The organism is Pseudomonas sp. P108 (genome assembly GCF_032613195.1).
GTDB lineage: Bacteria > Pseudomonadota > Gammaproteobacteria > Pseudomonadales > Pseudomonadaceae > Aquipseudomonas.
The window spans coordinates 447199-471096 of the sequence record NZ_CP126691.1 but is presented as its reverse complement, the minus strand read 5'-3'; the positions used below and the strand labels follow the sequence as shown (position 1 = coordinate 471096).

Here is a 23898-nt window from a genome sequence, read left to right as displayed (position 1 = left end):
AAACCTCATCAAACTCTTCAGGCGCATATCACTGCGGGTTGGCACGAGTGCTGGAAAGCAACGATTTCAGGTTGGCAGCCTTAGGCTTGACCAGCCAGAAACGGCGCAGGTAGTCATCGAGGTTTTCGGCGAGTTCACGACCCCACTCGCTGTCGGTTTCCGCGACGTACTCGTTCAGCACGTTTTGCAGGTGGCTGCGATAGGCTTCCATCGCCTCGCCGCTGATCCGCTGGATTTCCACCAGTTCGTGGTTGACCCGGTCAACGAAGGTGTTGTCCTGATCGAGCACGTAGGCGAAACCACCGGTCATGCCAGAGCCGAAGTTGTAACCGGTCTTGCCCAGAACGCAGACAAAACCACCGGTCATGTACTCACAGCAGTGATCGCCAGTGCCTTCCACAACCGTGTGGGCACCGGAGTTACGCACGGCGAAACGCTCGCCTGCGGTGCCAGCGGCGAACAGCTTGCCGCCAGTTGCGCCATACAGGCAGGTGTTGCCGATGATGGCGCTTTCCTGAGTTTTGTAAACGCTGCCCTTCGGCGGCACGATGGTCAGCTTGCCACCGGTCATGCCTTTGCCGACGTAGTCGTTGGCATCGCCTTCCAGGTACATGTTCAGACCGCCGGCGTTCCACACGCCGAAGCTCTGCCCGGCAGTGCCTTTGAAGCGGAAGGTGATCGGCGCTTTCGCCATCCCTTGGTTGCCGTGCTTGCGGGCGATTTCGCCGGAGATCCGCGCGCCGATCGAACGGTCGCAGTTGCAGATGTCCAAGTCGAACTCGGCGCCACTCATGTCGTTGATCGCCGACGACGCCATCTCGACCATTTTCTCGGCCAGCAGGCCTTGGTCGAACGGCGGGTTGCGCTCAACACCGCAGAACTGTGGCTTGTCCGCCGGGATGTGATCGCTGCCCAACAGCGGCGTCAGGTCCAGATGGTTTTGCTTGGCGGTCTGGCCCTCGAGGATTTCCAGCAGATCGGTACGACCGATCAGCTCTTCGAGGGAGCGTACGCCCAGCTTGGCCAGCCACTCACGGGTTTCTTCGGCGACGTAGGTGAAGAAGTTCACCACCATGTCGACGGTACCGATGTAGTGATCCTTGCGCAGCTTCTCGTTCTGAGTCGCAACGCCAGTGGCGCAGTTGTTCAAGTGGCAGATACGCAGGTATTTGCAGCCCAGCGCGATCATTGGCGCGGTGCCGAAGCCGAAGCTTTCGGCGCCGAGAATGGCTGCCTTGATCACGTCGAGGCCGGTTTTCAGGCCGCCGTCGGTCTGCACCCGGACTTTGCCGCGCAGGTCGTTGCCGCGCAGGGTCTGGTGGGTTTCGGCGAGGCCGAGTTCCCACGGTGCGCCCGCGTATTTGATCGAGGTCAGCGGCGAAGCACCGGTGCCACCGTCGTAGCCGGAGATGGTGATCAAGTCCGCATAGGCCTTGGCCACACCGGCGGCGATGGTGCCGACGCCCGCTTCAGCTACCAATTTGACCGAAACCAGTGCCTTCGGGTTGACCTGCTTGAGGTCGAAAATCAGCTGCGACAAGTCTTCGATCGAATAGATGTCGTGGTGCGGCGGCGGCGAGATCAGGGTCACGCCCGGCACTGCATAACGCAGCTTGGCGATCAAACCGTTCACTTTACCGCCCGGCAGTTGCCCGCCCTCGCCCGGCTTGGCGCCCTGCGCGACCTTGATCTGCAGCACTTCGGCATTGACCAGGTATTCCGGGGTTACACCGAAACGGCCAGTGGCAACCTGCTTGATTTTCGAACTCTTGATGGTGCCGTAACGCGCCGGGTCTTCACCACCTTCGCCGGAGTTCGAACGCGCACCGAGGCGGTTCATGGCTTCGGCCAGGGCTTCGTGAGCTTCCGGCGACAGTGCGCCCAGCGAGATACCGGCGGAGTCGAAGCGTTTGAGCACCGATTCCAGCGGTTCGATTTCACTGATGTCCAGCGGCGTGTCGAGGGTCTTGACCTTGAACAGGTCGCGGATCATCGACACCGGACGGTTGTCCACCAGCGAGGTGTATTCCTTGAACTTGGCGTAGTCGCCCTGCTGCACAGCGGCTTGCAGGGTGTTGACCACGTCCGGGTTGTAGGCGTGATATTCGCCACCGTGGACGAACTTCAGCAAACCGCCCTGCTGGATCGGCTTGCGCGGACTCCAGGCTTCAGTGGCGAGTGCTTTCTGCTCGGCTTCGATGTCGACGAAACGCGCACCCTTGATGCGGCTCGGCACGCCACGGAAGCTCAGGTCGCAGACTTCTTCGGACAGGCCGATGGCCTCGAACAGCTGCGCACCACGGTACGAAGCGATGGTCGAAATGCCCATCTTCGACAGAATTTTCAGCAGACCTTTGGTGATGCCTTTGCGGTAGTTCTTGAACACCTCGTAGAGGTCGCCCAGCACTTCACCGGTGCGGATCAGGTCGCCCAGCACTTCGTAGGCCAGGAACGGATAGACCGCCGAGGCGCCGAAACCGATCAGCACCGCAAAGTGATGCGGGTCACGGGCGGTTGCGGTTTCAACAAGGATGTTGGAATCGCAGCGCAGGCCTTTTTCGGTCAGACGGTGGTGCACGGCACCGGTCGCCAGTGAGGCGTGGATCGGCAGCTTGCCCGGAGCGATATGACGATCGCTCAGGACGATCTGGGTACGACCGGCGCGCACGGCTTCTTCAGCCTGATCGGCAACGTTGCGGATGGCCGCTTCGAGGCCGACGCTTTCGTCGTAGTTGAGATCGATGATCTGCCGCTCGAAACCCGGGCGGTCGAGGTTCATCAGCGAGCGCCACTTGGCCGGGGAAATGACCGGCGAGCTGAGGATCACGCGCGAAGCGTGTTCCGGCGACTCCTGGAAAATGTTGCGCTCGGCACCGAGGCAGATTTCCAGCGACATCACGATGGCTTCACGCAGCGGGTCGATCGGCGGGTTGGTGACCTGCGCGAACTGCTGACGGAAATAGTCGTACGGCGTGCGCACGCGCTGCGACAGCACGGCCATCGGCGTGTCGTCACCCATCGAGCCAACGGCTTCGTAGCCTTGCTCGCCGAGCGGACGCAGGACCTGATCGCGTTCTTCGAACGTGACCTGATACATCTTCATGTATTGCTTGAGCTGATCGACGTCGTAGAACGCCGAACCGTGGTCGTTGTCTTCCATGGTCGCCTGAATGCGCAGGGCATTCTTGCGCAGCCATTGCTTGTACGGATGACGGGACTTCAGACGGTTGTCGATCGCATCGGTGTCGAGGATCTGCCCGGTTTCGGTGTCCACCGCGAAGATCTGGCCAGGGCCGACACGGCCCTTGGCAATCACGTCTTCAGGCTTGTAATCCCACACGCCGATTTCCGACGCGAGGGTGATGAAACCGTTGGTGGTGGTGACCCAACGCGCCGGGCGCAGACCGTTACGGTCGAGCAGGCACACCGCGTAACGACCGTCGGTCATCACAACACCAGCCGGGCCGTCCCACGGCTCCATGTGCATCGAGTTGTACTCGTAGAACGCACGCAGATCCGGGTCCATGGTTTCGACGTTCTGCCACGCCGGCGGAATGATCATCCGCACGCCACGGAACAGGTCGATGCCACCGGTGACCATCAGCTCGAGCATGTTGTCCATGCTCGAGGAGTCGGAACCGACACGGTTGACCAGCGGGCCGAGTTCTTCCAGATCCATCAGATCATTGCTGAACTTGGTCCGACGGGCCTGCGCCCAGTTACGGTTACCGGTGATGGTGTTGATCTCGCCGTTGTGGGCGAGGAAGCGGAACGGCTGCGCCAGCGGCCATTTCGGCAGGGTGTTGGTGGAAAAGCGCTGGTGGAACACGCAGATCGCGGTTTGCAGGCGCTCGTCGCTCAGGTCTGGATAAAACGCGGCCAGGTCGGCCGGCATCATCAGGCCTTTATAGATGATGGTCTTGTGCGAAAAGCTGCAGATGTAGTGGTCGGAGTCGACGGCGTTGGCCACCGACGAACGACGACGTGCACTGAACAGCTTCACAGCCATATCCTGATCGCTCAGGCCTTCACCGCCAATGTACACCTGTTCGATCTGTGGCAGGCGCTCAAGGGCCAGGCGGCCGAGGACGCTGGTGTCGATTGGCACTTTGCGCCAGCCGATCAGTTGCAGGCCTTCAGCGAGGATCTCGCGGTTCATGTTCTCGCGAGCGGCTTCGGCCTTGACCGGATCCTGGTTGAAGAAAACCATGCCCACCGCATATTGCTTGGGCAATTCGACGCTGAAGGTTTCCTGGGCAATGGCTCGCAGGAACGCGTCAGGCTTCTGAATCAGCAGACCGCAACCGTCACCGGTCTTGCCGTCGGCATTAATCCCACCGCGGTGGGTCATGCAGGTCAGGGCCTCAATGGCCGTTTGCAAAAGGGTATGACTGGGCTCGCCCTGCATATGGGCTATCAGGCCGAAACCGCAGTTATCCTTGAATTCATCTGGTTGGTACAGACCTGCTTTCATAGACACTTTCTCACCAGGCTGCCTCTTTTCGAGGCAAATTTCTTTTCAATTCAACCACTTGCATCCCGCGCCGAACGTACGCCAGCTTAGCAGGGGCAAAAGGGTGGTCATTGTACACAGCGACACAGAGGCTCACAAATTTGACGACGAAATGTCGCAAATTCATGTCGCATTTGTGAAAGGTTTAAAGCGATCTGCTGTGCTAGTCAAAACTTTTTTAATTTTGACCGCAACGACTCAAAGACTACTGTGACGCAGACACCACAAGGCACGCGACCTGGAAGGAAGCGCGCACTCGTAGAAATTTTGAGGTGCTTGGAGAGGCGGCCTGGGTAAGGCCGCCGAATCTTCAGCGAGTTGTTGCCAGTTCCTGTTGGACGCTGGCGACAGTGCGAGGCCAAGGTTTACCAGCCTGAACCTTCGCTGGCAAGGCCTTGATGGCAGAAACGGCCGCATCACGATTGGCGAAGTTGCCGTAGGTGATCACGTAGAGAGGCTTGCCGTTGAGGACTTTCTTGAAATAACGGTACTCGCCGCCCTGCTCTTTGACGAAGTTTTGCGCTGCGGATTCCGAACTGGTGCCAAGGATCTGCACCACGTAGTTGCCGGTCGGCTGACCGGCATACCAACTGCCACCGGCGGCTTTGGCGACGGTCACCGGCTTCTCGGCCGGTTTGGCTGCAGCGACTGGCTTGGCCGGTGCCGGAGCCGGTTTCGCTGCAGGCGCTGCCGGAGCAGGCTTGGCGGTGGCGACTTGCGTCGGCGCCGGCTTGGCGGCAGGCAACGGAACCGGTGTCGGCGCAGGGCCGGCCGGAACGCCCGCAGGCGGTGCGGAAGTAGTAACGGTCGGCGGGGTATCGCTGGAACCTTCCAGCGGCACGCCATCGTCGCCTTCGGTAATGCCACCGGCCGCTTCGGCCAACGGACCGCGCATCACCGGTTGCGAGTTGCCGACCAGCGGCAACGGCATCGGCTGTGTATTACCAGCGAACTCGACGTTCGGTGCGCCGCCATTGGCTGCGCCCTGGCCCAACGGCAACTGTGCCTGTTCATTGGCCGGTGCACCGGTAGTCGGCGCCTTGTTGCGACCCGGCATCAGCCAGGCGGCAGCGACCGCGACCACAACGACGGCGGAAATCGCCAATACGTGTTTCTTCGGCATGTTGAACCCCATACTTGGACGCTTGACCGCAGAGCGGCTGGCAATCATGACTTCGATCAGAGCATCGCGAGCGACCTGGTTGATATTGCCCGGCCAACCCTCGGCGCTTTCGTGAATATCAGAGATCTGATCTGCGGTGAAAAGTTCGACACCCCGGCCTGCGCCTTCAAGCCGCTGGTCGAGATATTCGCGGGTCTCTTCTTCGGTGTACGGCTGCAATTCGATGACGTGGAAGCGCTCTTCCTCAAGGTGCAAAGCCTCAAGCTGCGCGATCAGCGACGACTCACCGAACAGGAACACGTGCGGGCGACCTTCCGGTGCGCCGGCACCCAACGCCATCAGCGCTTCGAGGGCGGATTCATCGAGCTGCTCGGCGTCGTCCACCAGCAGATAGACTTCCTGACCGGTCAGTGCGAGTTGCACCACCTGATCCAGAATCGCGCCAACTTCGGCCTGAGCGACGTTCAGTGCCTGCGCCACCTGGCGTAGCACGCCAGCAGCATCGCCGGCGCCACGGGCGGAAACCACCACGCTCTGTACCGACTGCTTGTTGGTGCTGGCGACCAGCGCCTGACGCAGCAGCGTCTTGCCGCTGCCTTGCGGGCCAGTGACCACCAGCAGCAACTGGCTGTAACGCGCCAGATGATGCAATTGACCCAGCACCGGTTTGCGCTGGGCCGGGAAGAACTTGAAGCCCGGTACGCGTGGCGCGAACGGGTCGTGACTTAACTGGAAATGGCCGAGGAACGCCTCGTCGGCATGCAAACTAGTCATCGGAATCTTATTAACCTTTAAGCTGAGCCAGGGCGCGGTAATCCGCTCCCAGCGTGGCCTGTAGAACCTCTTTCGGATAATCGTCGGTCACTACCGCTTCGCCCATCCGGCGCAGCAGCACCAGGCGCAGACGACCGTCGATCACTTTTTTGTCGATTGCCATGTGTTGAAGAAAATCGGCCTCGGCCATTTCAGTCGGCGGCACCACCGGCAGACCGGCACGCTGGAACAGCCGAATGCCGCGATCACGCTCCGCGTCACTGATCCAGCCCAGGCGTGCGGACATGTCCAGCGCCATCACCGTGCCAGCGGCGACCGCCTCCCCGTGCAACCAGACACCATAGCCCATGTGGGTCTCGATGGCGTGGCCGAAGGTGTGGCCGAGGTTGAGCGTGGCGCGTACGCCGGTTTCCTTCTCATCGGCGCCGACCACCGCAGCCTTGGCTGCGCAGGAGCGCTCGATGGCATAAGTCAGGGCTTTCTGATCCAGCGCACGCAGGGCATCGACGTTGTCTTCGAGCCAGGTCAGGAACGGTTCGTCGCAGATCAGACCGTACTTGATGACCTCGGCCAGACCGGCGGACAACTCGCGTTCTGGCAGGGTTTTCAGGGACGCGGTATCGATCAGCACGACGTTCGGCTGATAGAACGCGCCGACCATGTTCTTGCCCAACGGATGGTTGATGCCGGTCTTGCCGCCCACCGACGAATCGACCTGGGACAGCAATGTTGTGGGGATCTGGATGAAGTCAACGCCACGCTGGTAGCAGGCAGCGGCGAAACCGGCCATGTCGCCGATCACACCGCCGCCGAGGGCGATCACGGTGGTGCGGCGGTCATGACGGGCGGTCAGCAGACCGTCGAAGATCAGTTGCAGGGTTTCCCAGTTCTTGAAGGCTTCACCGTCCGGCAACACCACGGAGATTACTGAGAACTGCGCCAGACTGCGGGTCAGACGTTCGAGATAGAGCGGCGCAACGGTCTCGTTGGAGATGATTGCCACCTGCCGCCCATGGATGTGCGGAGCCAGCAACTCGGGCTGATCCAACAAACCTTCGCCAATATGAATCGGGTAGCTGCGCTCGCCTAGATCGACCTTGAGTGTCTGCATGTGTCCCCACAGTGAAGATGGAAGCAGGCGTCCTGCCCTGAATTATTGGTTATCTGCGGCCTATAGCGGGTATGACGCCGCTCGCCCGCCATCCGCCACAACCTCGGCGGGCTGTGACAGGACGCCGAGGATAGCGCATTTCGAGCGATGCTTTAACGGGGAGGCAGCTGCGCCAGACGATCGAGAATATCGAGCACGACCATGCGTGGCGGCCGTTCGTCGGTTTCCACCACCAGATCGGCGATTTCCCGATAGAGCGGATCACGAATCGCCAGCAGGTCGCGCAGGGTTTTCTCCGGATTGGCGGTGCGCAGCAACGGCCGATTGCGGTCGCGCGACGTGCGGCCGACCTGCTGTTCAACGGAGGCGTGCAGATACACCACTCGCCCGCCCTCATACAGCGCCTTGCGATTGGCATCGCGCATGACGGCGCCACCGCCGGTCGCCAACACCACGCCGTCGAACGCGCACAGCTCGGCAATCATCGCCTGCTCACGGTCACGAAAGCCGGGCTCGCCTTCCTTGTCGAAGATCCACGGGATATTGGCGCCCGTGCGCAGTTCAATTTCCTTGTCGGAATCTTTGAACGGCAGGCGCAGCTCTTTGGCCAGCAACCGGCCGATGGTGCTTTTGCCAGCGCCCATCGGTCCTACAAGAATCAAATTTCGCACAGAATCAACGACTCACAGCAATCGCCTGGTTATTCATGATACGTGGTGTGAGAAATACCAGCAGCTCGGATTTTTTCTCCGAAACCACATCACGCCGGAAAAGGCGGCCAAGATACGGCACATCGCCAAGAAATGGCACCTTATCTACGACCTTGCTTTGAGTATTTGAGAAAACGCCCCCAATCACGATGGTTTCGCCGTCGTTGACCAGCACCTTGGCGTTGACCTCGTTTTTCTTGATTGGCGGTACATCCTGCACTTTGTTCAGGTAATCCGGTTCGTCCTTGGTGACCTTGACCTCCATGATGATGCGATTGTCGGGGGTGATCTGCGGCGTGACTTCCAGCGACAGCGAGGCCTCCTTGAACGACACCGACGTGGCGCCACTGGAGCTGGCTTCCTGATACGGAATCTCGGTGCCTTTGAGGATTTTCGCGGTCTCCTTGTCGGAGGTGACCACTTTCGGCTGCGAGACGATTTCGCCGTTGCCGGTTTTCTCCATGGCCGTCAGTTCAAGATCGAGCAAGACGTTGTCGGTGATGAAAGCGATGCCGATTCCTGAAGTATTGTTGACGGTGCCCATGTCGACGAACGGCGAGTTGGTACTGGTGCTGCCGGGAGTACCAATGGTGGTCGACGATCCGTTGACCCCGGAGGCGTTCCAGTTGCCCTTGTTCTGGATCGAACCGCCCCAGCGCACGCCCAGGCTTTTGTCGTAATCGACGTTAGCCTCGACGATCCGCGCCTCGATCATCACCTGACGTACCGGTATATCCAGCTGTGCCACGATCCGCCGCAGTTCGTCGAGACGATCCTGAGTCTGATAGGCAATGATGTTGTTGGTCCGCTCATCGACAGTAATCGAACCGCGCTCGTCGATTTTAGCCTCGGCACTGGTCACCGACTGGAACAGCTTGGCGATGTCCGCTGCTTTCGCGTAGTTCACTTGCAACAGTTCGCGACGCAGCGGTGCCAGTTCGGCGATCTGTTTCTGCGACTCCAGTTCCTGACGTTCGCGGGCAGCGATTTCATCGGCCGGGGCAACCAGCAGCACATTGCCGATCTTGCGTTTATCCAGCCCCTTGGTTTTCAGCACCAGATCCAGCGCCTGATCCCACGGCACGTTCTGCAGGCGCAAGGTGATGCCACCCTGCACCGTGTCGCTGGCGACAAGGTTGAGGTTGGTGAAATCGGCGATCAGTTGCAGCACTGAACGCACATCGATGTCCTGGAAATTCAGCGAGAGCTTTTCGCCGACGTAAGCCTGACGATCGGCGTTACGCTTTTGCAGATCATCGACGGTCATCGGGCGGATGCTGACGGTCAGTTTGTTGTCGGTCTGGAAAGTCGAATACTCGTAAGTACCACTGGGTTCAACCGTAATAACCGTGCGATCAGCGGTCACTCCGGCATTGACGAACTGCACCGGGGTGGCGAAATCCTTGACGTCGAGGCGTACCCGCAGCTTTTCCGGGAGTTGTGTGCGGGAAAAGCTGAGGATGATCTTGCCGTCATGCTCCTGGATATCCGGAGCGATGGTCGGGTCGGAGAGGTCAATGACCACGTTGCCTTCACCTGCCGTACCCCGCTGGAAATCTACGCCGCGAATAGCCCGGCTTTTCGGCACAACTGCCTTGGCCGGCGCTGCAGCCGCAGGGCGTGGCGCAACGACAGCAGATCGTGGCGCTGCCGCCGGCGCGCCCTGCCCAACCACCACGAACAGATTGTTGCCCGCGACCCGCGTGGTGTAAGGCGCCAGTTGCGTGAGACTGACGATCAGCCGCGTGCGATCCTTGGCCTCGACCACCGTAGCGGTGCGTGCATTGCCGCTGCCCAGATCAAGGTTCTTGCTGGCCAATTGACTGGCGACACCGGGCAAATCGAGGGCGATGCGTGCCGGTGATTCGGTGGTGTAGCCCTTGGGCTGTGGCGGTGGGCCGTCGAACGACAGCTTCAGCTCGACGCGATCACCCGGCAACGCCGCCACATCCAGCGTCTTCAGATTGGCCGCGAGTACCATCGGCGACATCAGCGCTATCCATAGCGAAAAACCGAGGGTGGAGAAAATCCTGTTCATTGTTCGACTTCCACTATGAGTGCTCTTTCAAAGGAATGGTGCGCGGACGCTCCAGCCAGGCGCCTTCGCCGTCGGGGACGATTTCGACGACATCGACCTGGGTGGCGCTGATGGCGACGATGCGACCGTCATTGCGCCCCAGGTAATCGCCGACTTTCAGCCGATGCACCCCGCCCGCCCCGCGCAACAGCGCGAAGGAGCCGGAAACATTGGAGATCGTGCCGACCATCTCGAACTGCTCGATATTGAAACCTTCGAGGTATTGCTTGACCCGGTTGGGGTCGGGTTTGACGTTGCGCGAGCCATGTTTCTGTCCGGCCAGATCAACGCGCACCTGGCGCGAGAACGGACTGCGCAGGTTGGCCGCGCTGTAAGTGAATGTGGGGTAAGACCGGAATGTCGGGGTTGGTTCAATCCTGCCCGCCGGGCGCAGGCGCACTTCGTTCATGTAAGCGTCGAGATCGCTGAAGTCATCACTGCCACCACAACCGTTCAACGCGAGCAGCGTCATCGCCAACGCGATGCAACGAACCGGGCTCATTTCTGCAGCCCCTTGTCGTTGTACCGGTAGGTCTTGGCAAGGATGCTCATGCGCAGCTTCGGCCCGCCGTCTTTATTGGCCGGAGCGAGTTCGAAATCATGCAGGGTGACGATGCGCGGTAGCCCGGCCACGCCACTGACGAAGGTGGCGAGATCGTGATAGGCGCCGGTAACGGTGATCTGAATCGGTAGTTCGATATAGAACTGCTGAGTAACTTCCGGCAGCAGTTTGATTTCTTCGAACTCCAGGCCGCTGCCCAGACCGGTACGGGTGATGTCTTCCAGCAAGCCTGGCACTTCAGTGTCACTGGGCAACTGCCGCAGTAGCACACCGAACGTATTTTCCATTTCTTTCATTTGCTGGGTGTACAGCTCGAGATTGGCTGACAGACGCGCCTTGCTTGCGAACTGTTCTTTGAGGGTGATCTCTTCTTCACGTTTGAGGTCGAGCTGATTTTCCATGTCACTGATGAAAAAGTTATAGCCAAGCGCCAACACCAGCACCATCAACAGCGCTCCGGCGATAAATTTCACCGCCGCCGGCCAGGAACCGATGTTGCTGGTGTCGAGATCGTTGAAATCGATGTCGCGCAAACTTTCAAGCCATTCGGACGGTTTCATTGGTCGTCCTCCACAGCTTGCGGCTGGGTCTGCCGTACGGTCAGTTCAAACGTGTTGGTCTGGTCCACTTGGCCGGCGGTCGTCGCCTTGACTTCGTTGAGACTTGGCGCATCAAACCAGTCCGACGCCTCCAGATTGCGCATCAGATCCGAGACGCGGTTGTTGGACTCTGCGGCGCCACTGATCGACAGGGTTTTGCCGGCCATCTTCACATCGGTGAAATACACCCCGTCAGGCAGCGTGCGTGCCAATTGATCGAAGATTCGTCCGCTGATCTGCCGGTTGCCTTGCAGATCCTGGATGATGCGCATGCGTTCGACCAGTTGCTGGCGACGCGCCTTGAGATCGCTGATCTGTTTGATCCGTTCGTCGACCACGGCAATCTGCTTGCCGATGTAATCATTGCGCGCCACTTGTCGTGCAATGGCGGTGCTGATGACCTGATCGGCAATCAACACCGCACCGACCGAGCCGACGACGACACCGATCAAGGCCAGCAGGAAGCGTCTGCGCCGTTCTTCGCGGCGCTCTTCACGCCAGGGCAGGAGGTTGATCCGCGCCATCAGTCGAAACTCCTGAGCGCGAGCCCGCAGGCGATCATCAGGGCCGGCGCGTCGCTGGCCAGCGCTCCGGCATTGACCTTGCTGCTCAAGGCCATATTGGAAAACGGATTGGCCACTTGCGTCGGCGTCTTCAGGCGCTGCTCGATCAGCCGGTCCAGCCCCGGCACTGAGGCCGTACCGCCGGCCAGCAGAATGTGGTCGACCGCGTTGTATTGCCCGGAGGCGAAGAAGAACTGCAACGAGCGCGACACTTGCTGTACCAGCGCTTCACGAAACGGCTGCAAGACCTCGCTGATGTAATCATCGGGCAGACCGCCCTGCTTTTTCGCCAGCCCCGCCTGCTCGATGGTCAGGCCATAACGGCGCTGGATTTCTTCGGTCAGTTGCCGCCCGCCGAACAATTGCTCGCGGGTGTAGATGATCTTGCCGTTGTGCAGAACGCTGAGGGTGGTCATGGTCGCGCCGATATCGACGACGGCGACAGTGAGCCGCTCTTGCGTGGCCGCCAGTTGCGTGGCGAGCAGCCCGAAAGAGCGTTCCAGCGCATAGGCTTCGACATCGACGACCCGCGCAGTCAGCCCGGCGAGTGCCAGCGCCGCTTCACGGACTTCGACGTTTTCCTTGCGACAGGCAGCCAGCAGCACGTTGACCCGTTCAGGGTTGCGCGGCGAAACGCCCTGGACTTCGAAATCGATGGCAACTTCGTCCAATGGATAGGGAATGTATTGGTCGGCCTCGATCTTGAGCTGGTTTTCCAGTTCGTCATCGGACAGCCCGGCGTCCATTTCGATGATTTTGGTAATCACCGCCGAACCGGCCACTGCGACTGCCACGCCCTTGAGCCCGGTGCGCGCCTTGACCAGCACCCGGCTCAGGGCCTGGCCAACGCCTTCGAGTTCGGCGATGTTTTTCTCGACCACGGCGTTTGCCGGCAATGGCTCGACCGCGTACGCCTCGACCCGGTAGCGATCACCCTGACGGCTCAGTTCCAGCAGCTTCACTGACGTGGAACTGATGTCGATCCCCAGTAACGTATTGGCCTTTTTATTGAAGAGTCCCAGCACTACCAATTCCCTATGACTTTCCGTGAGTTACGGACTCTGTAATACGCATTGCGTTCCTTCACCCCGTCTTGACAGAAGCGCAAATGACGCCCCCAGCAGAAAAGTGCTTATAATGCCCAGCGTTTTTTTCCGCTTTTTACTGCAAGCGCGGGCTGTTCTGTGTGTAGCCGGAACCCCGTCGCCAAATTCATTCTTTGCCCTGGATGTCCAAACGCCTTGATTCGTCTGCTGAAATTTTTCGGTTGGTCCATCGTCGCCGTTTTCTGCGGACTGCTTTTAGGTCTCAGCGGCGCGTTTCTTTACCTTAGTCCGGGTTTGCCGTCTGTGGAGGCTCTGCGAAGCATTCAGTTGCAGATTCCATTGCGGGTTTACTCCAGCGACAACAAGTTGATCGCAGAATTTGGCGAAATGCGCCGGACTCCGATCCGTTTCGCCGACATTCCACCCAATTTCATTAATGCGTTACTAAGTGCTGAAGACGACAATTTCGCCAACCACTACGGCGTCGATCCGAGCAGCCTGATGCGCGCCGCGACCCAATTGGTCAAAAGCGGACACATTCAGTCCGGCGGCAGCACCATCACCATGCAGGTGGCGAAGAACTTCTTCCTGACCAGCGAACGCAGCTTCTCGCGCAAAACCACCGAAATTCTTCTGGCCCTGCAGATCGAGCGGCAGCTGACCAAGGACGAAATCCTTGAGCTGTACGTGAACAAGATCTATCTGGGCAACCGCGCCTACGGCATCGAAGCAGCGGCGCAGGTGTATTACGGCAAGTCGATCCGCGATGTCAGCCTGGCGCAGATGGCGATGATCGCCGGCCTGCCGAAAGCGCCGTCGCGCTTCAACCCGCTGGCCAACCCGGCGCGCAGCAAAGAGCGTCGCGACTGGATCCTCGGGCGCATGTACAAGCTCGGCAAGATCACCGAAGCGGACTACACCGCCGCGATCAACGAGCCGCTGAACGCCAGCTATCACGTGCCGACCCCGGAAGTGAATGCACCGTACATCGCCGAGATGGCCCGCGCCGAAATGGTCGGCCGCTATGGCAGCGATGCCTACACGGAAGGTTTCCGCGTCACCACCACGGTGCCGAGCAACCTGCAGGAAATGGCCAACACCGCGCTGCACGAAGGCCTGATGACCTACGACCAGCGTCACGGCTACCGTGGCCCCGAGTCGCGCCTGCCGGGCAAAACCCGCGAGGCCTGGGCCAGCGAACTGACCAAACAGCGCACGATCAGCAGCCTGGAGCCAGCCATCGTTACCCAGGTCGACAAGAACGGCCTGCAAGTGCTGACCCGCACTGGCGAGGAACACGTTGCCTGGGACACCATGAAATGGGCGCGGCCGTTCCTCAACACCAACAGCATGGGCGCCAACCCGCGTCAGCCGTCGGATGTGGCGCAGGTCGGCGATCTGGTTCGCGTGCAGCGTCAGAAAGACAATTCGTTGAAGTTCAGCCAGATCCCGCAGGCACAAGGTGCGCTGGTTTCGCTGGATCCGCAGAACGGGGCGATTCGCTCGCTGGTTGGCGGTTTCGCCTTCGAACAGAGCAACTACAACCGCGCGATGCAGGCCAAGCGTCAACCGGGCTCGAGCTTCAAGCCGTTCGTCTACAGCGCTGCGCTGGACAGTGGTTATACCGCCGCCACCTTGGTCAATGACGCGCCGATCGTGTTCGTCGACGAGTACCTGGACAAGGTCTGGCGTCCGAAAAACGATACCAACACCTTCCTCGGCCCGATTCGCCTGCGTGAGGCGCTGTACAAGTCGCGTAACCTTGTATCGATCCGCTTGCTGCAAGCGATGGGCGTGGGCAAGACCATCGACTACATCACCCGTTTCGGCTTCAACAAGCAGGATCTGCCGCCGAACCTGTCGCTGGCGCTGGGCACCGCAACGCTGACGCCGATGGAGATCGCCACCGGTTGGAGCACGTTCGCCAACGGCGGCTACAAGATCACCCCGTACATCATCGACAAGATCGAAAGCCGCAACGGCGACACGCTGTTCGTCGCCAACCCGCCGACCGTGCCTCAGGGTGGTTCGGCGACGGACGGCATTGCAGCGCCGGAGACTCAATCGTTCACGGTCAATGCCGCGCCGGTTCCGGGTGAAGCGCCGGGCAACGCAGCCGTGCCACAAACGCCGGCAGTGGCTGAGCGAATTGTCGATGGTCGCACCACGTACATCCTCAACAGCATGTTGCAGGACGTGATCAAGCTCGGCACTGGTCGCCGTGCGCTGGCCATGGGCCGCAGCGATATCGCCGGTAAAACCGGTACCACCAACGAATCGAAAGACGCGTGGTTCTCCGGTTACAACGCCGATTACGTGACCACGGTGTGGACCGGCTTCGACCAGCCGGAGAGTCTCGGTCGTCGCGAGTTCGGTGGCACCGTGGCGCTGCCGATCTGGATGAACTACATGTCGGCCGCGCTGAAGGACAAGCCGCCGCATGTTCAGCCTGAGCCGGAAGGTTTGCTGAGCCTGCGCGTGGATCCGGTCAGTGGTCGTGCGGCGACACCAAGCACACCGGGCGCGTACTTCGAACTGTTCAAATCTGAAGACACACCACCGTCGGTGAATGAACTGGGCAACGGCACTGCGCCGGGCAGCCCGCTGCCGGCGGATGAGCAGGCGCCGATCGATTTGTTCTGATCCAGCGGTATTGAAAAGCCCCGCCTTCGGTTGAAGTGCGGGGCTTTTTATTGCCTGAGGATCAAGAGCCCCCTCACCCTAGCCCTCTCCCGGAGGGAGAGGGGACTGATTGGGGGATGCTGGTGAGTGATGCCGACCTGAACGTGCTGTGTTGAATCCATAGGCGCTAATGCACTTTCAGGTCGGTGTATCTCGCGAATCTTCCACGGTCAGTCCCCTCTCCCTCAGGGAGAGGGTTAGGGTGAGGGGGCTCTTGATCTTCGGGCAATAAAAAGCCCCGACTCTCACGAGCCGGGGCTTTTGGTTGAAGCGCTACAACGACTTAGCCGTTGAACACGTCATCCACGCTTTTCAGCGGGTAGTTCTTCGGATACGGCAGGGTCGCCACACCGGTCTCGATTGCGGCTTTGGCCACAGCGTCGGAGATCAGGGTGATCAGGCGTTTGTCCATTGGCTTCGGAATAATGTACTCACGACCGAATTCCAGCGGCGCGCCACCGTAGGCATCGCACACGTCCTGAGGAACCGGCAGCTTGGCCAGTTCACGCAGGGCGTTGGCCGCAGCCACTTTCATTTCTTCGTTGATGCGCTTGGCGCGAACGTCCAGGGCACCACGGAAGATGAACGGGAAGCCCAGTACGTTGTTGACCTGGTTCGGGTAGTCCGAACGGCCGGTGGCCATGATCACGTCGCTACGGGTGGCGTGCGCCAGTTCCGGGGAGATTTCCGGGTCCGGGTTCGAGCAGGCGAACACGATCGGGTTGGCCGCCATCGACAGCAGGCCTTCAGCGCTCAGCAGGTTCGGGCCGGACAGACCCACGAACACGTCAGCGCCTGCCAGTGCGTCAGCCAGGCTGCGCTTGTCGGTTGCGTGAGCGAATACTGCTTTGTACTGGTTCAGGTCGTCACGGCCGGAGTGGATCACGCCGGTACGGTCAACCATGAAGATGTTTTCGATGCGTGCGCCCATGCTCACCAGCAATTTCATGCAGGAGATGGCAGCAGCGCCGGCGCCCAGGCAGACGATTTTCGCTTCTGGCAGGGTTTTGCCAGCGATTTCGAGGGCGTTGATCATGCCCGCAGCGGTCACGATCGCGGTGCCGTGCTGGTCATCGTGGAATACCGGAATGTCGCACTGCTCGATCAGAGCACGTTCGATCTCAAAGCACTCTGGCGCCTTGATGTCTTCCAGGTTGATACCACCGAAGGTGATGGAGATGCGTTTTACCGTGTCGATGAAGGCTTGCGGGCTTTCGGAGTCGACTTCGATGTCGAAAACGTCGATGCCGGCGAAGCGCTTGAACAGTACGCCTTTACCTTCCATCACTGGCTTGGAGGCCAATGGGCCGAGGTTGCCCAGACCGAGAATCGCGGTGCCATCGGAAATGACTGCAACCAGGTTGCCCTTGCCGGTGTATTTGTAGGCCAGTTCAGGATCGCGAGCGATCTCACGCACTGGTTCAGCTACGCCGGGGCTGTAGGCCAGCGACAAGTCGCGAGCGGTAGCAGTGGCCTTGGTGAGCTCGACACTTAGCTTCCCTGGACGAGGATTGGCATGATATTCGAGAGCGGCAGTTTTCAGATCAGACATTTTGGCATTCCGCTTTTTACTGTTGGACAGACTGGTCAGCGAGGATACGCGCCTCGCAAAGTCCCCACAAGACTGAGCGGTCACCCCTGTCAAGCGCCCTGCCCTACGACTTTGGGCCAAGAGCCACGGCGCACAAGGGCTGGACTGTTCACAATCGACAGAAAAAATGTCTACAATTTTTCTTCAGCGCGGCGTTTGCAACATCGCAGGATCCGTCAACGGAAGTAGCCAGCGCGACTGACCGGATTGCAATCCACCGCGCCGGGAACGATCAACGATCCAGCCGCGAGCCTCGATCTGCTTGCCTTTCAGCGCCTGCAAACGGGCATTGTCGAATTGTCCGACCAGATTGGGTGCAACGCGCAATACAAGCGCATCCTGCAACTCGATCCAGATTCCGCCGCGATTGCGCTGAACCTTGCTCACACGCCCACTGATCACGGCGAAACCCGAGCGCTGGATCTGCTCCGCTTTCAGTACAGGCGACTGCCGCCAAAGGCCCAGCCCGGTGTTTCGCGCGCTGCGTTCGGCGGCTTGCTGACAGACAACAAGATCGACATTCGGCGCCACCGCGACCTGGAAACCGAGGCCATCGGCGAGCATTTGTGCTTCGAGATTGGCGCCGCTGGCGCTGTAAATATGCGCGAGCGTACGCCCGTAATGGTCTTTGGCTTGCTTGCCGGGGCGCAAACCGACACGTCCGCCGCTGGCATCGATCAGCGCTTGCAGGCGTTTTCGCGCCGCCACGGCGAAGGGTTCATCGCCACGGCCCTGCTTGCCCAGCTCAGGCGTGTTGAGGCCGATCATGCGTACGCTGCGACCGTCGCTCAAGCGCAGCGTGTCGCCATCGACCACGCGCTGCACCGTGACGCTGGCCAGTCCCGCAGGCGCCGGGCAGAAGGCCTGCGCGCCGGATAGCCAAATCGCAGACACAAAAAAGGCGCCCGCGAGGGACGCCTTTTTCAGCAACGAGGAAAAGCCCACCGGGCTCTTCAACCTTACTCTGCAGCAGCAGGTTTCTTGCCGAAAGCACCGAAACGGTCTGCGAAGCGCTGAACGCGGCCGCCAGTGTCCAGAGTCTTCTGCTTACCGGTGTAGAACGGGTGGCATTCGTTGCAAACGTCGATTGGCAGAGCTTTGCCGAAAGTCGAACGAGTTTCGAACTTGTTGCCACAGCTGCAGGTAACAGCGATGACTGGGTAATTCGGGTGAATATCAGCTTTCATGGTGTCTTCCTCAGCTAGCGTGCCGCCACCCAACACTATTGTTGAATACCGCACGTAATTAGGCCGCGGATTCTACCAGACCTTTTCAAACACGCAAGCTGTCACCGAGACCGACCGTCTGCTAGGCTCCCGGCCCAATACGCGATTCCCTTGTAGGAGTGAGCCTGCTCGCGATAGCGGTATTTCAGACGACATAAATGTTGAATGACAGACCGCTATCGCGAGCAGGCTCACTCCTACAAGGTTATGTGCCTAGCCCTCCCGCCTGTTGATAGAGATCCCCCCGCGTGCCCGACGCCATTCTGCGCCTCGCCTTGCCTTCACCCTTGCGCCGCCTGTTCGACTATCGGGCGCCGGCCGGTGTGCTGCGCGAGCAATTGCAGCCGGGCATGCGCCTGCGGGTGCCGTTCGGCCGGCGCGAGATGATTGGCATTCTGGTCGAGGTCACGGACACCAGCGAAGTGCCGGTGGAGAAACTCAAACCGGCGCTGGCCCTGCTCGATACCACGCCGCCGCTGCCACCGGCGCTGTTCAAGCTGTGCCTGTGGACGTCGCAGTATTATCAGCACAGCCTCGGCGACACCTTGAGCTGGGCGTTGCCGGTGCTGTTGCGCCAGGGCGAACTGGCCGAGGCTCGGCAAGAGCGCTTCTGGTCAGCCGTCCCCGGCGCCAGCCTTGATGACCCGCGCATTGCCCGCGCACCGCGCCAGCGCGAAGCACTCGCGACGCTGGCCCAGCACCCGCACGGCGTCGCCCATCAGCTGCTGAGCAAACTGATGTTGAGCAAAGACAGTCTCGATCTACTGCTGGCCAAAGGTCTGGTGCAAGTGGAAATCCGCCGCCACGCACCCGGCGCGCGCCATGAGCACTGGCTGGCGCAACCGGAATTACCGCTCAACACCGAACAGCGCGCCGCATACGAGGCGATCCGCGCCGGTTTCGACAGCTATCACGCGTTCCTGCTGGCCGGCGTCACCGGCAGCGGCAAGACCGAAGTCTATTTGCAACTGATCCGTGAAACCCTCGAAGCCGGCAAGCAGGCCTTGGTACTGATCCCGGAGATCAACCTCGGCCCGCAGACCCTGGCGCGCTTCGAGCAGCGTTTCAATGCGCGCATCGCCCTGCTGCACTCGGCGGTCAATGACCGCGAGCGCCTCGATGCCTGGCTCGCAGCGCGCGATGGCGAGGCCGACATCATTATCGGTACCCGCTCGGCGCTGTTCACGCCGATGAAAAACCCCGGACTGATCATCATCGATGAAGAGCACGACGGCTCTTATAAACAGCAGGAAGGTTTGCGCTACCACGCCCGCGATCTGGCACTGGTGCGTGCACGGCAGGAAAACATCCCGATTGTGCTGGGCTCCGCGACGCCATCGCTGGAAAGCCTGCACAACGCCTACACCGGTCGTTATGGCCTCCTACGCCTGAATGAGCGTGCCGGCGGTGCCAAGCAACCACGTTTCCTGCGTCTGGACGTAAAAAGCCGTCCACTGGACAGCGGTATTTCCGGGCCGATGCAACAAGCCATCGGCCAGACCCTCGCCAATGGCCAACAGGTGCTGGTGTTCCTCAACCGTCGCGGTTTCGCACCGACGTTGCTCTGCCACGACTGCGGCTGGATGTCCGAGTGTTCGCGCTGCGATGCGCGGATGACTGTGCACCAGCGCTACGGCGAACTGCGTTGCCATCACTGTGGCTACGTCGAGCGCACACCGCGCCAGTGTCCGAAGTGCAACAAGGTTGATTTGCGCCCCGTGGGCGCGGGCACCGAACGCGCCGAAGAGCGACTGGCGATTCTGTTCCCCGATTACCCGGTGCTACGGGTCGACCGCGACAGCACGTCACGCAAAGACGCGATGAATCAGTTGTTCGCGACAATTCAGAAAGGTCAGCCGTGCATTCTGGTCGGCACGCAGATGTTGGCCAAGGGGCATCACTTTCCACGGGTGACCCTGGTGTCGATCCTCGATGCTGACGGCGGTTTGTTCTCCGGTGACTTCCGCGCCAGCGAGCGCATGGCGCAGTTGATCGTGCAGGTGGCCGGGCGTGCCGGGCGAGCAGAAGAGCCGGGCAAGGTGATCATTCAGACGCACCTCGCCGACCATCCTTTATTGGTGCAACTCACCGAGCAGGGTTATTTCGCCTTTGCCGAGCAGGCCTTGAGCGAGCGCCGGGCTGCCGGGTTACCGCCGTTTGCGCACCTGGCGTTGTTGCGTGCCGAAGCGCACAAGCCGGGACAGGCGGAAGGCTTTCTCGATGAGGCGTGCAGCGAGGCCGAGCGCTTGTTGGCAGAACAGAATCTGAGCGGGATTGAACTGCTCGGGCCAGTGCCGGCACCTATGGAACGCCGCGCCGGACGCTATCGCGCGCAACTTTTGTTGCAGGCAACGGCGCGGGCACCGTTGCACCGGTTACTGGCGAGCTGGTTGCTGGTGCTGGAGCAGATGCCGAGCGGGCGGGCGGTGCGCTGGTCGCTGGATGTCGATCCCGTCGATTTGTATTGAAGATCAAAAGATCGCAGCCTTCGGCAGCTACTACAGGAAAATGCGTATCCCCGTGTAGGAGCTGCCGAAGGCTGCGATCTTTTGATCTGAATGTCACCACATATCCATAAGCTGCCTGCTAAGGTTGGCAAGCCCGTCTTCGCAACGGATAATGCCCAGTTTTTCCACCCGCGCATCGATGCGCCCGCCGCGCTTGCGGTCGAAAGAGAAGACCATGAAAGACACCATTCGCCAGCTGATCCAACAAGCCCTCACCCAACTCGTCAACGAAGGTGTGTTGCCTGAAGGCCTGACGCCGGCGATTCAGGTGGAGAACGCCCGCGACAAGACCCACGGCGACTTCGCCAGCAACATCGCGATGATGCTGGCCAAGCCTGCGGGCATGAAACCGCGCGATCTGGCGGAAAAAATCATCGCCGCACTGCCGGCTGACGAAAACGTCACCAAGGCCGAAATCGCTGGCCCAGGCTTCATCAACTTCTTCCAGAACACCCAGGCGCTGGCCTCGCGTCTCGACGCTGCCTTGGCTGATGCCCACGTCGGCGTACGCAAGGCTGGCCCGGCGCAGCGCACCGTGGTCGACCTGTCGGCGCCGAACCTGGCCAAAGAGATGCACGTTGGCCACTTGCGCTCGACCATCATTGGCGACGGCGTGGCCCGCGTACTGGAATTCCTCGGCGACGAAGTGATCCGTCAGAACCATGTTGGCGACTGGGGCACCCAGTTCGGCATGCTGATGGCGTACCTGCAGGAAAACCCGATCACCAGCGACGAGCTGTCCGACCTGGAAAACTTCTACCGCGCCGCCAAGCAGCGCTTCGACGAATCCGCAGAGTTTGCTGACCGCGCCCGTGGTCTGGTGGTCAAGCTGCAGGCGGGCGATGCCGAGTGCCTGGCGCTGTGGACCAAGTTCAAGGACATCTCGCTGTCGCACTGCCAGAAGATCTACGAACTGCTCAACGTCAAACTGACCATGGCCGACGTGATGGGCGAAAGCGCCTACAACGACGACCTGATCAACGTGGTCAACGATCTGAAAGCTGCCGGCATGCTGGTCGAAAGCAACGGCGCGCAGTGCGTGTTCCTCGACGAGTTCAAGAACGCCGACGGCGACCCGCTGCCGGTGATCATCGTCAAGGCTGACGGCGGTTACCTGTACGCCACCACCGACCTGGCCGCCGTGCGCTACCGCAGCGGCAAGCTGAAAGCCGATCGCGCGTTGTACTTTGTCGATCAGCGTCAGGCTCTGCACTTCCAGCAAGTGTTCGCCGTGGCGCGCAAGGCCGGTTTCGTCACCCATCCGATGGAGATGGAACACATGGGCTTCGGCACCATGAACGGCGCCGATGGCCGTCCGTTCAAGACCCGTGACGGCGGCACCGTGAAGCTGATCGACCTGCTGACCGAAGCGCAGGAACGCGCCTACAGCCTGGTGAAAGAGAAAAACCCGGAGCTGGCCGAAGACGAGCTGCGCAACATCGCCAAAGTCGTCGGCATCGGCGCGGTGAAGTACGCCGACCTGTCGAAGCACCGCACCAGCGACTACAGCTTCAACTTCGACCTGATGCTGAATTTCGAAGGCAACAGCGCGCCGTACCTGCTATTCGCCTACACCCGTGTGGCCGGTGTGTTCCGCAAATTGGGCAAGGACTTCAGCGAAGTCGATGGCCAAATCGTGCTCGAGGCGGAACACGAACTAGAGCTGGCGGCGAAACTGGCGCAGTTCGGCGAAGTGCTGAACAACGTGTCCGACAAAGGCACGCCGCACATTCTCTGCACCTACCTGTACGACGTTGCCGGTCTGTTCTCCAGCTTCTACGAGAACTGCCCGATCCTCGCTGCCGAAACCCCGGCCCAGATGCAGAGCCGTCTGCGCCTGGCCGCGCTGACCGGTCGCACCCTCAAGCAAGGCCTGGAGCTGTTGGGTCTGGAAACTCTGGAGCGTATGTAAGTTGGCCGCCAAGAAAAAACCTGCACCCAAGCGTGGCGCCAGCCGTTACCAAGCTCCTGCGAAGCAACCGATTCCGGGCTGGCTGTGGATGGCCATCGGCCTCACGGTCGGCGCGTTCATCGTATTTCTGATGAAGCTCGAGCCGGGCAAGGGCAGCGATACGGTCAAGCGCGAGAAGGTCGAACAGGCACAACAGCAGAAAGCGTCGAAGATCGCCGAGGCCAACAAGACCCCGCCGAGCCCGACGCAACCGGTGAAGCCGAAGTACGACTTCTACACCTTGCTGCCGGAATCGGAAGTGATCGTGCCGCCGGACGCCGTGCCGGAGAAGACTTTGCCGACGCCACAAGTGCCGGCCATCCCGACCACGCCGGTGACCCCGGCGGAAGCGGCGAAGATCGACACGGCGCGCGCGCAGGCAGCACTGGCCGGGATTACCCCACCGCCAGCGCCACCGGTGAGCAAGGCGGCGCCGGTCACCAAGTTCTTCTTGCAGGCGGGTTCGTTCCGCAAGGAAACCGATGCCGACAAGGTCCGCGCGCAGATCATTCTGCTCGGTCAGGCGGTAGCGGTTGAATCCGGCACAGTGAAGGATGAAACCTGGTACCGCGTATTGGTCGGCCCGTTCAGCAACCGTGAACAGCTGACCACCGCACAGAAACAACTGGCCGGCGCCGGCTTCAGCAACCTGTTGTTACAACAACGCCAGAGCCGCTGACGCTCGGCCGATCGTTCCCACGCTCTGCGTGGGAACGCCTCAAGGGACGCTCTGCGTCCCAGCAGTGAAGGGACGCGGAGCGTCCCGGGCTGCATTCCCACGCAGAGCGTGGGAACGATCAAAATACAAGACACCGCTCGTCCCATCTCCTGTGCTACGGTTGAAATCCTCTCCAGCACCCCCA

At 60.5% G+C, this 23898-nt stretch carries 17 protein-coding genes; 4 read left to right on the top strand and 13 right to left on the bottom strand.

The features are described 5' to 3' along the window. Window positions 1-28 precede the first annotated feature (28 nt). The 9 genes from gltB to QOM10_RS02010 all read right to left on the bottom strand — a co-directional run bounded on the left by gltB (window position 29) and on the right by QOM10_RS02010 (window position 13057). On the bottom strand, window positions 29-4474 hold the full coding sequence (gene gltB / locus QOM10_RS02050) for a glutamate synthase large subunit (protein WP_316918358.1): 4446 nt from the start codon (window positions 4472-4474) through the stop codon (window positions 29-31). Between the two features lie 349 nt (window positions 4475-4823). After that, complete coding sequence (locus QOM10_RS02045; RefSeq protein ID WP_316917498.1) at window positions 4824-6410, bottom strand: AAA family ATPase; 1587 nt, start codon at window positions 6408-6410, stop codon at window positions 4824-4826. A gap of 10 nt (window positions 6411-6420) precedes the next feature. Next, window positions 6421-7521, bottom strand: a complete 1101-nt coding sequence (gene aroB, locus QOM10_RS02040; RefSeq protein ID WP_160037936.1) for a 3-dehydroquinate synthase — start codon at window positions 7519-7521, stop codon at window positions 6421-6423. 152 nt (window positions 7522-7673) lie between these two features. Next, window positions 7674-8192 (bottom strand): shikimate kinase AroK, encoded by a 519-nt coding sequence (gene aroK, locus QOM10_RS02035; protein WP_045122915.1) that lies wholly within the window; start codon window positions 8190-8192, stop codon window positions 7674-7676. Between the two features lie 4 nt (window positions 8193-8196). Continuing rightward, window positions 8197-10269 (bottom strand): type IV pilus secretin PilQ, encoded by a 2073-nt coding sequence (gene pilQ, locus QOM10_RS02030; RefSeq protein WP_127925530.1) that lies wholly within the window; start codon window positions 10267-10269, stop codon window positions 8197-8199. Window positions 10270-10282: 13 nt separating this feature from the next. After that, window positions 10283-10810, bottom strand: a complete 528-nt coding sequence (locus tag QOM10_RS02025) for a pilus assembly protein PilP (protein WP_127925529.1) — start codon at window positions 10808-10810, stop codon at window positions 10283-10285. After that, a complete protein-coding gene (gene pilO / locus QOM10_RS02020) occupies window positions 10807-11430 on the bottom strand; it encodes a type 4a pilus biogenesis protein PilO (RefSeq protein ID WP_316917497.1) in 624 nt (207 codons plus the stop codon). Before pilO ends, QOM10_RS02025 begins: the two co-directional genes overlap by 4 nt. Further along, the gene (locus QOM10_RS02015) at window positions 11427-11993 is read right to left on the bottom strand and encodes a PilN domain-containing protein (RefSeq protein ID WP_316917496.1); all 567 of its coding nucleotides are present in this window, start codon (window positions 11991-11993) and stop codon (window positions 11427-11429) included. The genes pilO and QOM10_RS02015 overlap by 4 nt, the downstream gene beginning before the upstream one ends. After that, window positions 11993-13057, bottom strand: a complete 1065-nt coding sequence (locus QOM10_RS02010) for a pilus assembly protein PilM (RefSeq protein WP_127925526.1) — start codon at window positions 13055-13057, stop codon at window positions 11993-11995. The genes QOM10_RS02015 and QOM10_RS02010 overlap by 1 nt, the downstream gene beginning before the upstream one ends. A 219-nt stretch (window positions 13058-13276) precedes the next feature. Here QOM10_RS02010 and QOM10_RS02005 point away from each other — a divergent pair, with 219 nt between their 5' ends. Then, window positions 13277-15721 carry a penicillin-binding protein 1A gene (locus QOM10_RS02005; protein ID WP_410479216.1) on the top strand — a complete coding sequence of 815 codons (2445 nt, stop codon included), beginning with the start codon at window positions 13277-13279 and terminating at the stop codon, window positions 15719-15721. A 322-nt stretch (window positions 15722-16043) separates the two neighbouring features. On the opposite strand, the gene QOM10_RS02000 is transcribed toward QOM10_RS02005, so the two are convergent. The 3 genes from QOM10_RS02000 to rpmE form a co-directional block, all read right to left on the bottom strand. Then, entirely contained in the window at window positions 16044-17312 is a 1269-nt protein-coding gene (locus QOM10_RS02000) for a malic enzyme-like NAD(P)-binding protein (RefSeq protein ID WP_064117089.1), read from the bottom strand. Between the two features lie 183 nt (window positions 17313-17495). After that, complete coding sequence (locus tag QOM10_RS01995; RefSeq protein WP_150750289.1) at window positions 17496-18296, bottom strand: thermonuclease family protein; 801 nt, start codon at window positions 18294-18296, stop codon at window positions 17496-17498. 14 nt (window positions 18297-18310) lie between these two features. After that, the gene (gene rpmE / locus QOM10_RS01990) at window positions 18311-18538 is read right to left on the bottom strand and encodes a 50S ribosomal protein L31 (RefSeq protein WP_016984589.1); all 228 of its coding nucleotides are present in this window, start codon (window positions 18536-18538) and stop codon (window positions 18311-18313) included. A 287-nt stretch (window positions 18539-18825) separates the two neighbouring features. Between rpmE and QOM10_RS01985 the strand changes: the two genes are divergently transcribed. Then, a complete protein-coding gene (locus QOM10_RS01985; protein ID WP_316917494.1) occupies window positions 18826-21045 on the top strand; it encodes a primosomal protein N' in 2220 nt (739 codons plus the stop codon). A gap of 93 nt (window positions 21046-21138) precedes the next feature. On the opposite strand, the gene QOM10_RS01980 is transcribed toward QOM10_RS01985, so the two are convergent. After that, on the bottom strand, window positions 21139-21261 hold the full coding sequence (locus QOM10_RS01980; RefSeq protein ID WP_256579857.1) for a hypothetical protein: 123 nt from the start codon (window positions 21259-21261) through the stop codon (window positions 21139-21141). Here QOM10_RS01980 and argS point away from each other — a divergent pair. After that, entirely contained in the window at window positions 21260-22996 is a 1737-nt protein-coding gene (gene argS / locus QOM10_RS01975; RefSeq protein ID WP_316917493.1) for an arginine--tRNA ligase, read from the top strand. The genes QOM10_RS01980 and argS overlap by 2 nt on opposite strands. Before the next feature lies 1 nt (window position 22997). Further along, entirely contained in the window at window positions 22998-23714 is a 717-nt protein-coding gene (locus tag QOM10_RS01970; RefSeq protein WP_007909385.1) for an SPOR domain-containing protein, read from the top strand. Window positions 23715-23898: the final 184 nt, after the last annotated feature.

What these genes read in the sequence shown, in the direction of transcription:
- gltB (WP_316918358.1), bottom strand. Translation starts at nt 4,474, where the DNA reads ATGAAAGCAGGTCTGTACCAACCAGATGAATTCAAGGATAACTGCGGT.
- QOM10_RS02045 (WP_316917498.1), bottom strand. Translation starts at nt 6,410, where the DNA reads ATGACTAGTTTGCATGCCGACGAGGCGTTCCTCGGCCATTTCCAGTTA.
- aroB (WP_160037936.1), bottom strand. Translation starts at nt 7,521, where the DNA reads ATGCAGACACTCAAGGTCGATCTAGGCGAGCGCAGCTACCCGATTCAT.
- pilQ (WP_127925530.1), bottom strand. Translation starts at nt 10,269, where the DNA reads ATGAACAGGATTTTCTCCACCCTCGGTTTTTCGCTATGGATAGCGCTG.
- QOM10_RS02025 (WP_127925529.1), bottom strand. Translation starts at nt 10,810, where the DNA reads ATGAGCCCGGTTCGTTGCATCGCGTTGGCGATGACGCTGCTCGCGTTG.
- pilO (WP_316917497.1), bottom strand. Translation starts at nt 11,430, where the DNA reads ATGAAACCGTCCGAATGGCTTGAAAGTTTGCGCGACATCGATTTCAAC.
- QOM10_RS02015 (WP_316917496.1), bottom strand. Translation starts at nt 11,993, where the DNA reads ATGGCGCGGATCAACCTCCTGCCCTGGCGTGAAGAGCGCCGCGAAGAA.
- QOM10_RS02000 (WP_064117089.1), bottom strand. Translation starts at nt 17,312, where the DNA reads ATGTCTGATCTGAAAACTGCCGCTCTCGAATATCATGCCAATCCTCGT.
- rpmE (WP_016984589.1), bottom strand. Translation starts at nt 18,538, where the DNA reads ATGAAAGCTGATATTCACCCGAATTACCCAGTCATCGCTGTTACCTGC.
- argS (WP_316917493.1), top strand. Translation starts at nt 21,260, where the DNA reads ATGAAAGACACCATTCGCCAGCTGATCCAACAAGCCCTCACCCAACTC.
- QOM10_RS01980 (WP_256579857.1), bottom strand. Translation starts at nt 21,261, where the DNA reads ATGGTCTTCTCTTTCGACCGCAAGCGCGGCGGGCGCATCGATGCGCGG.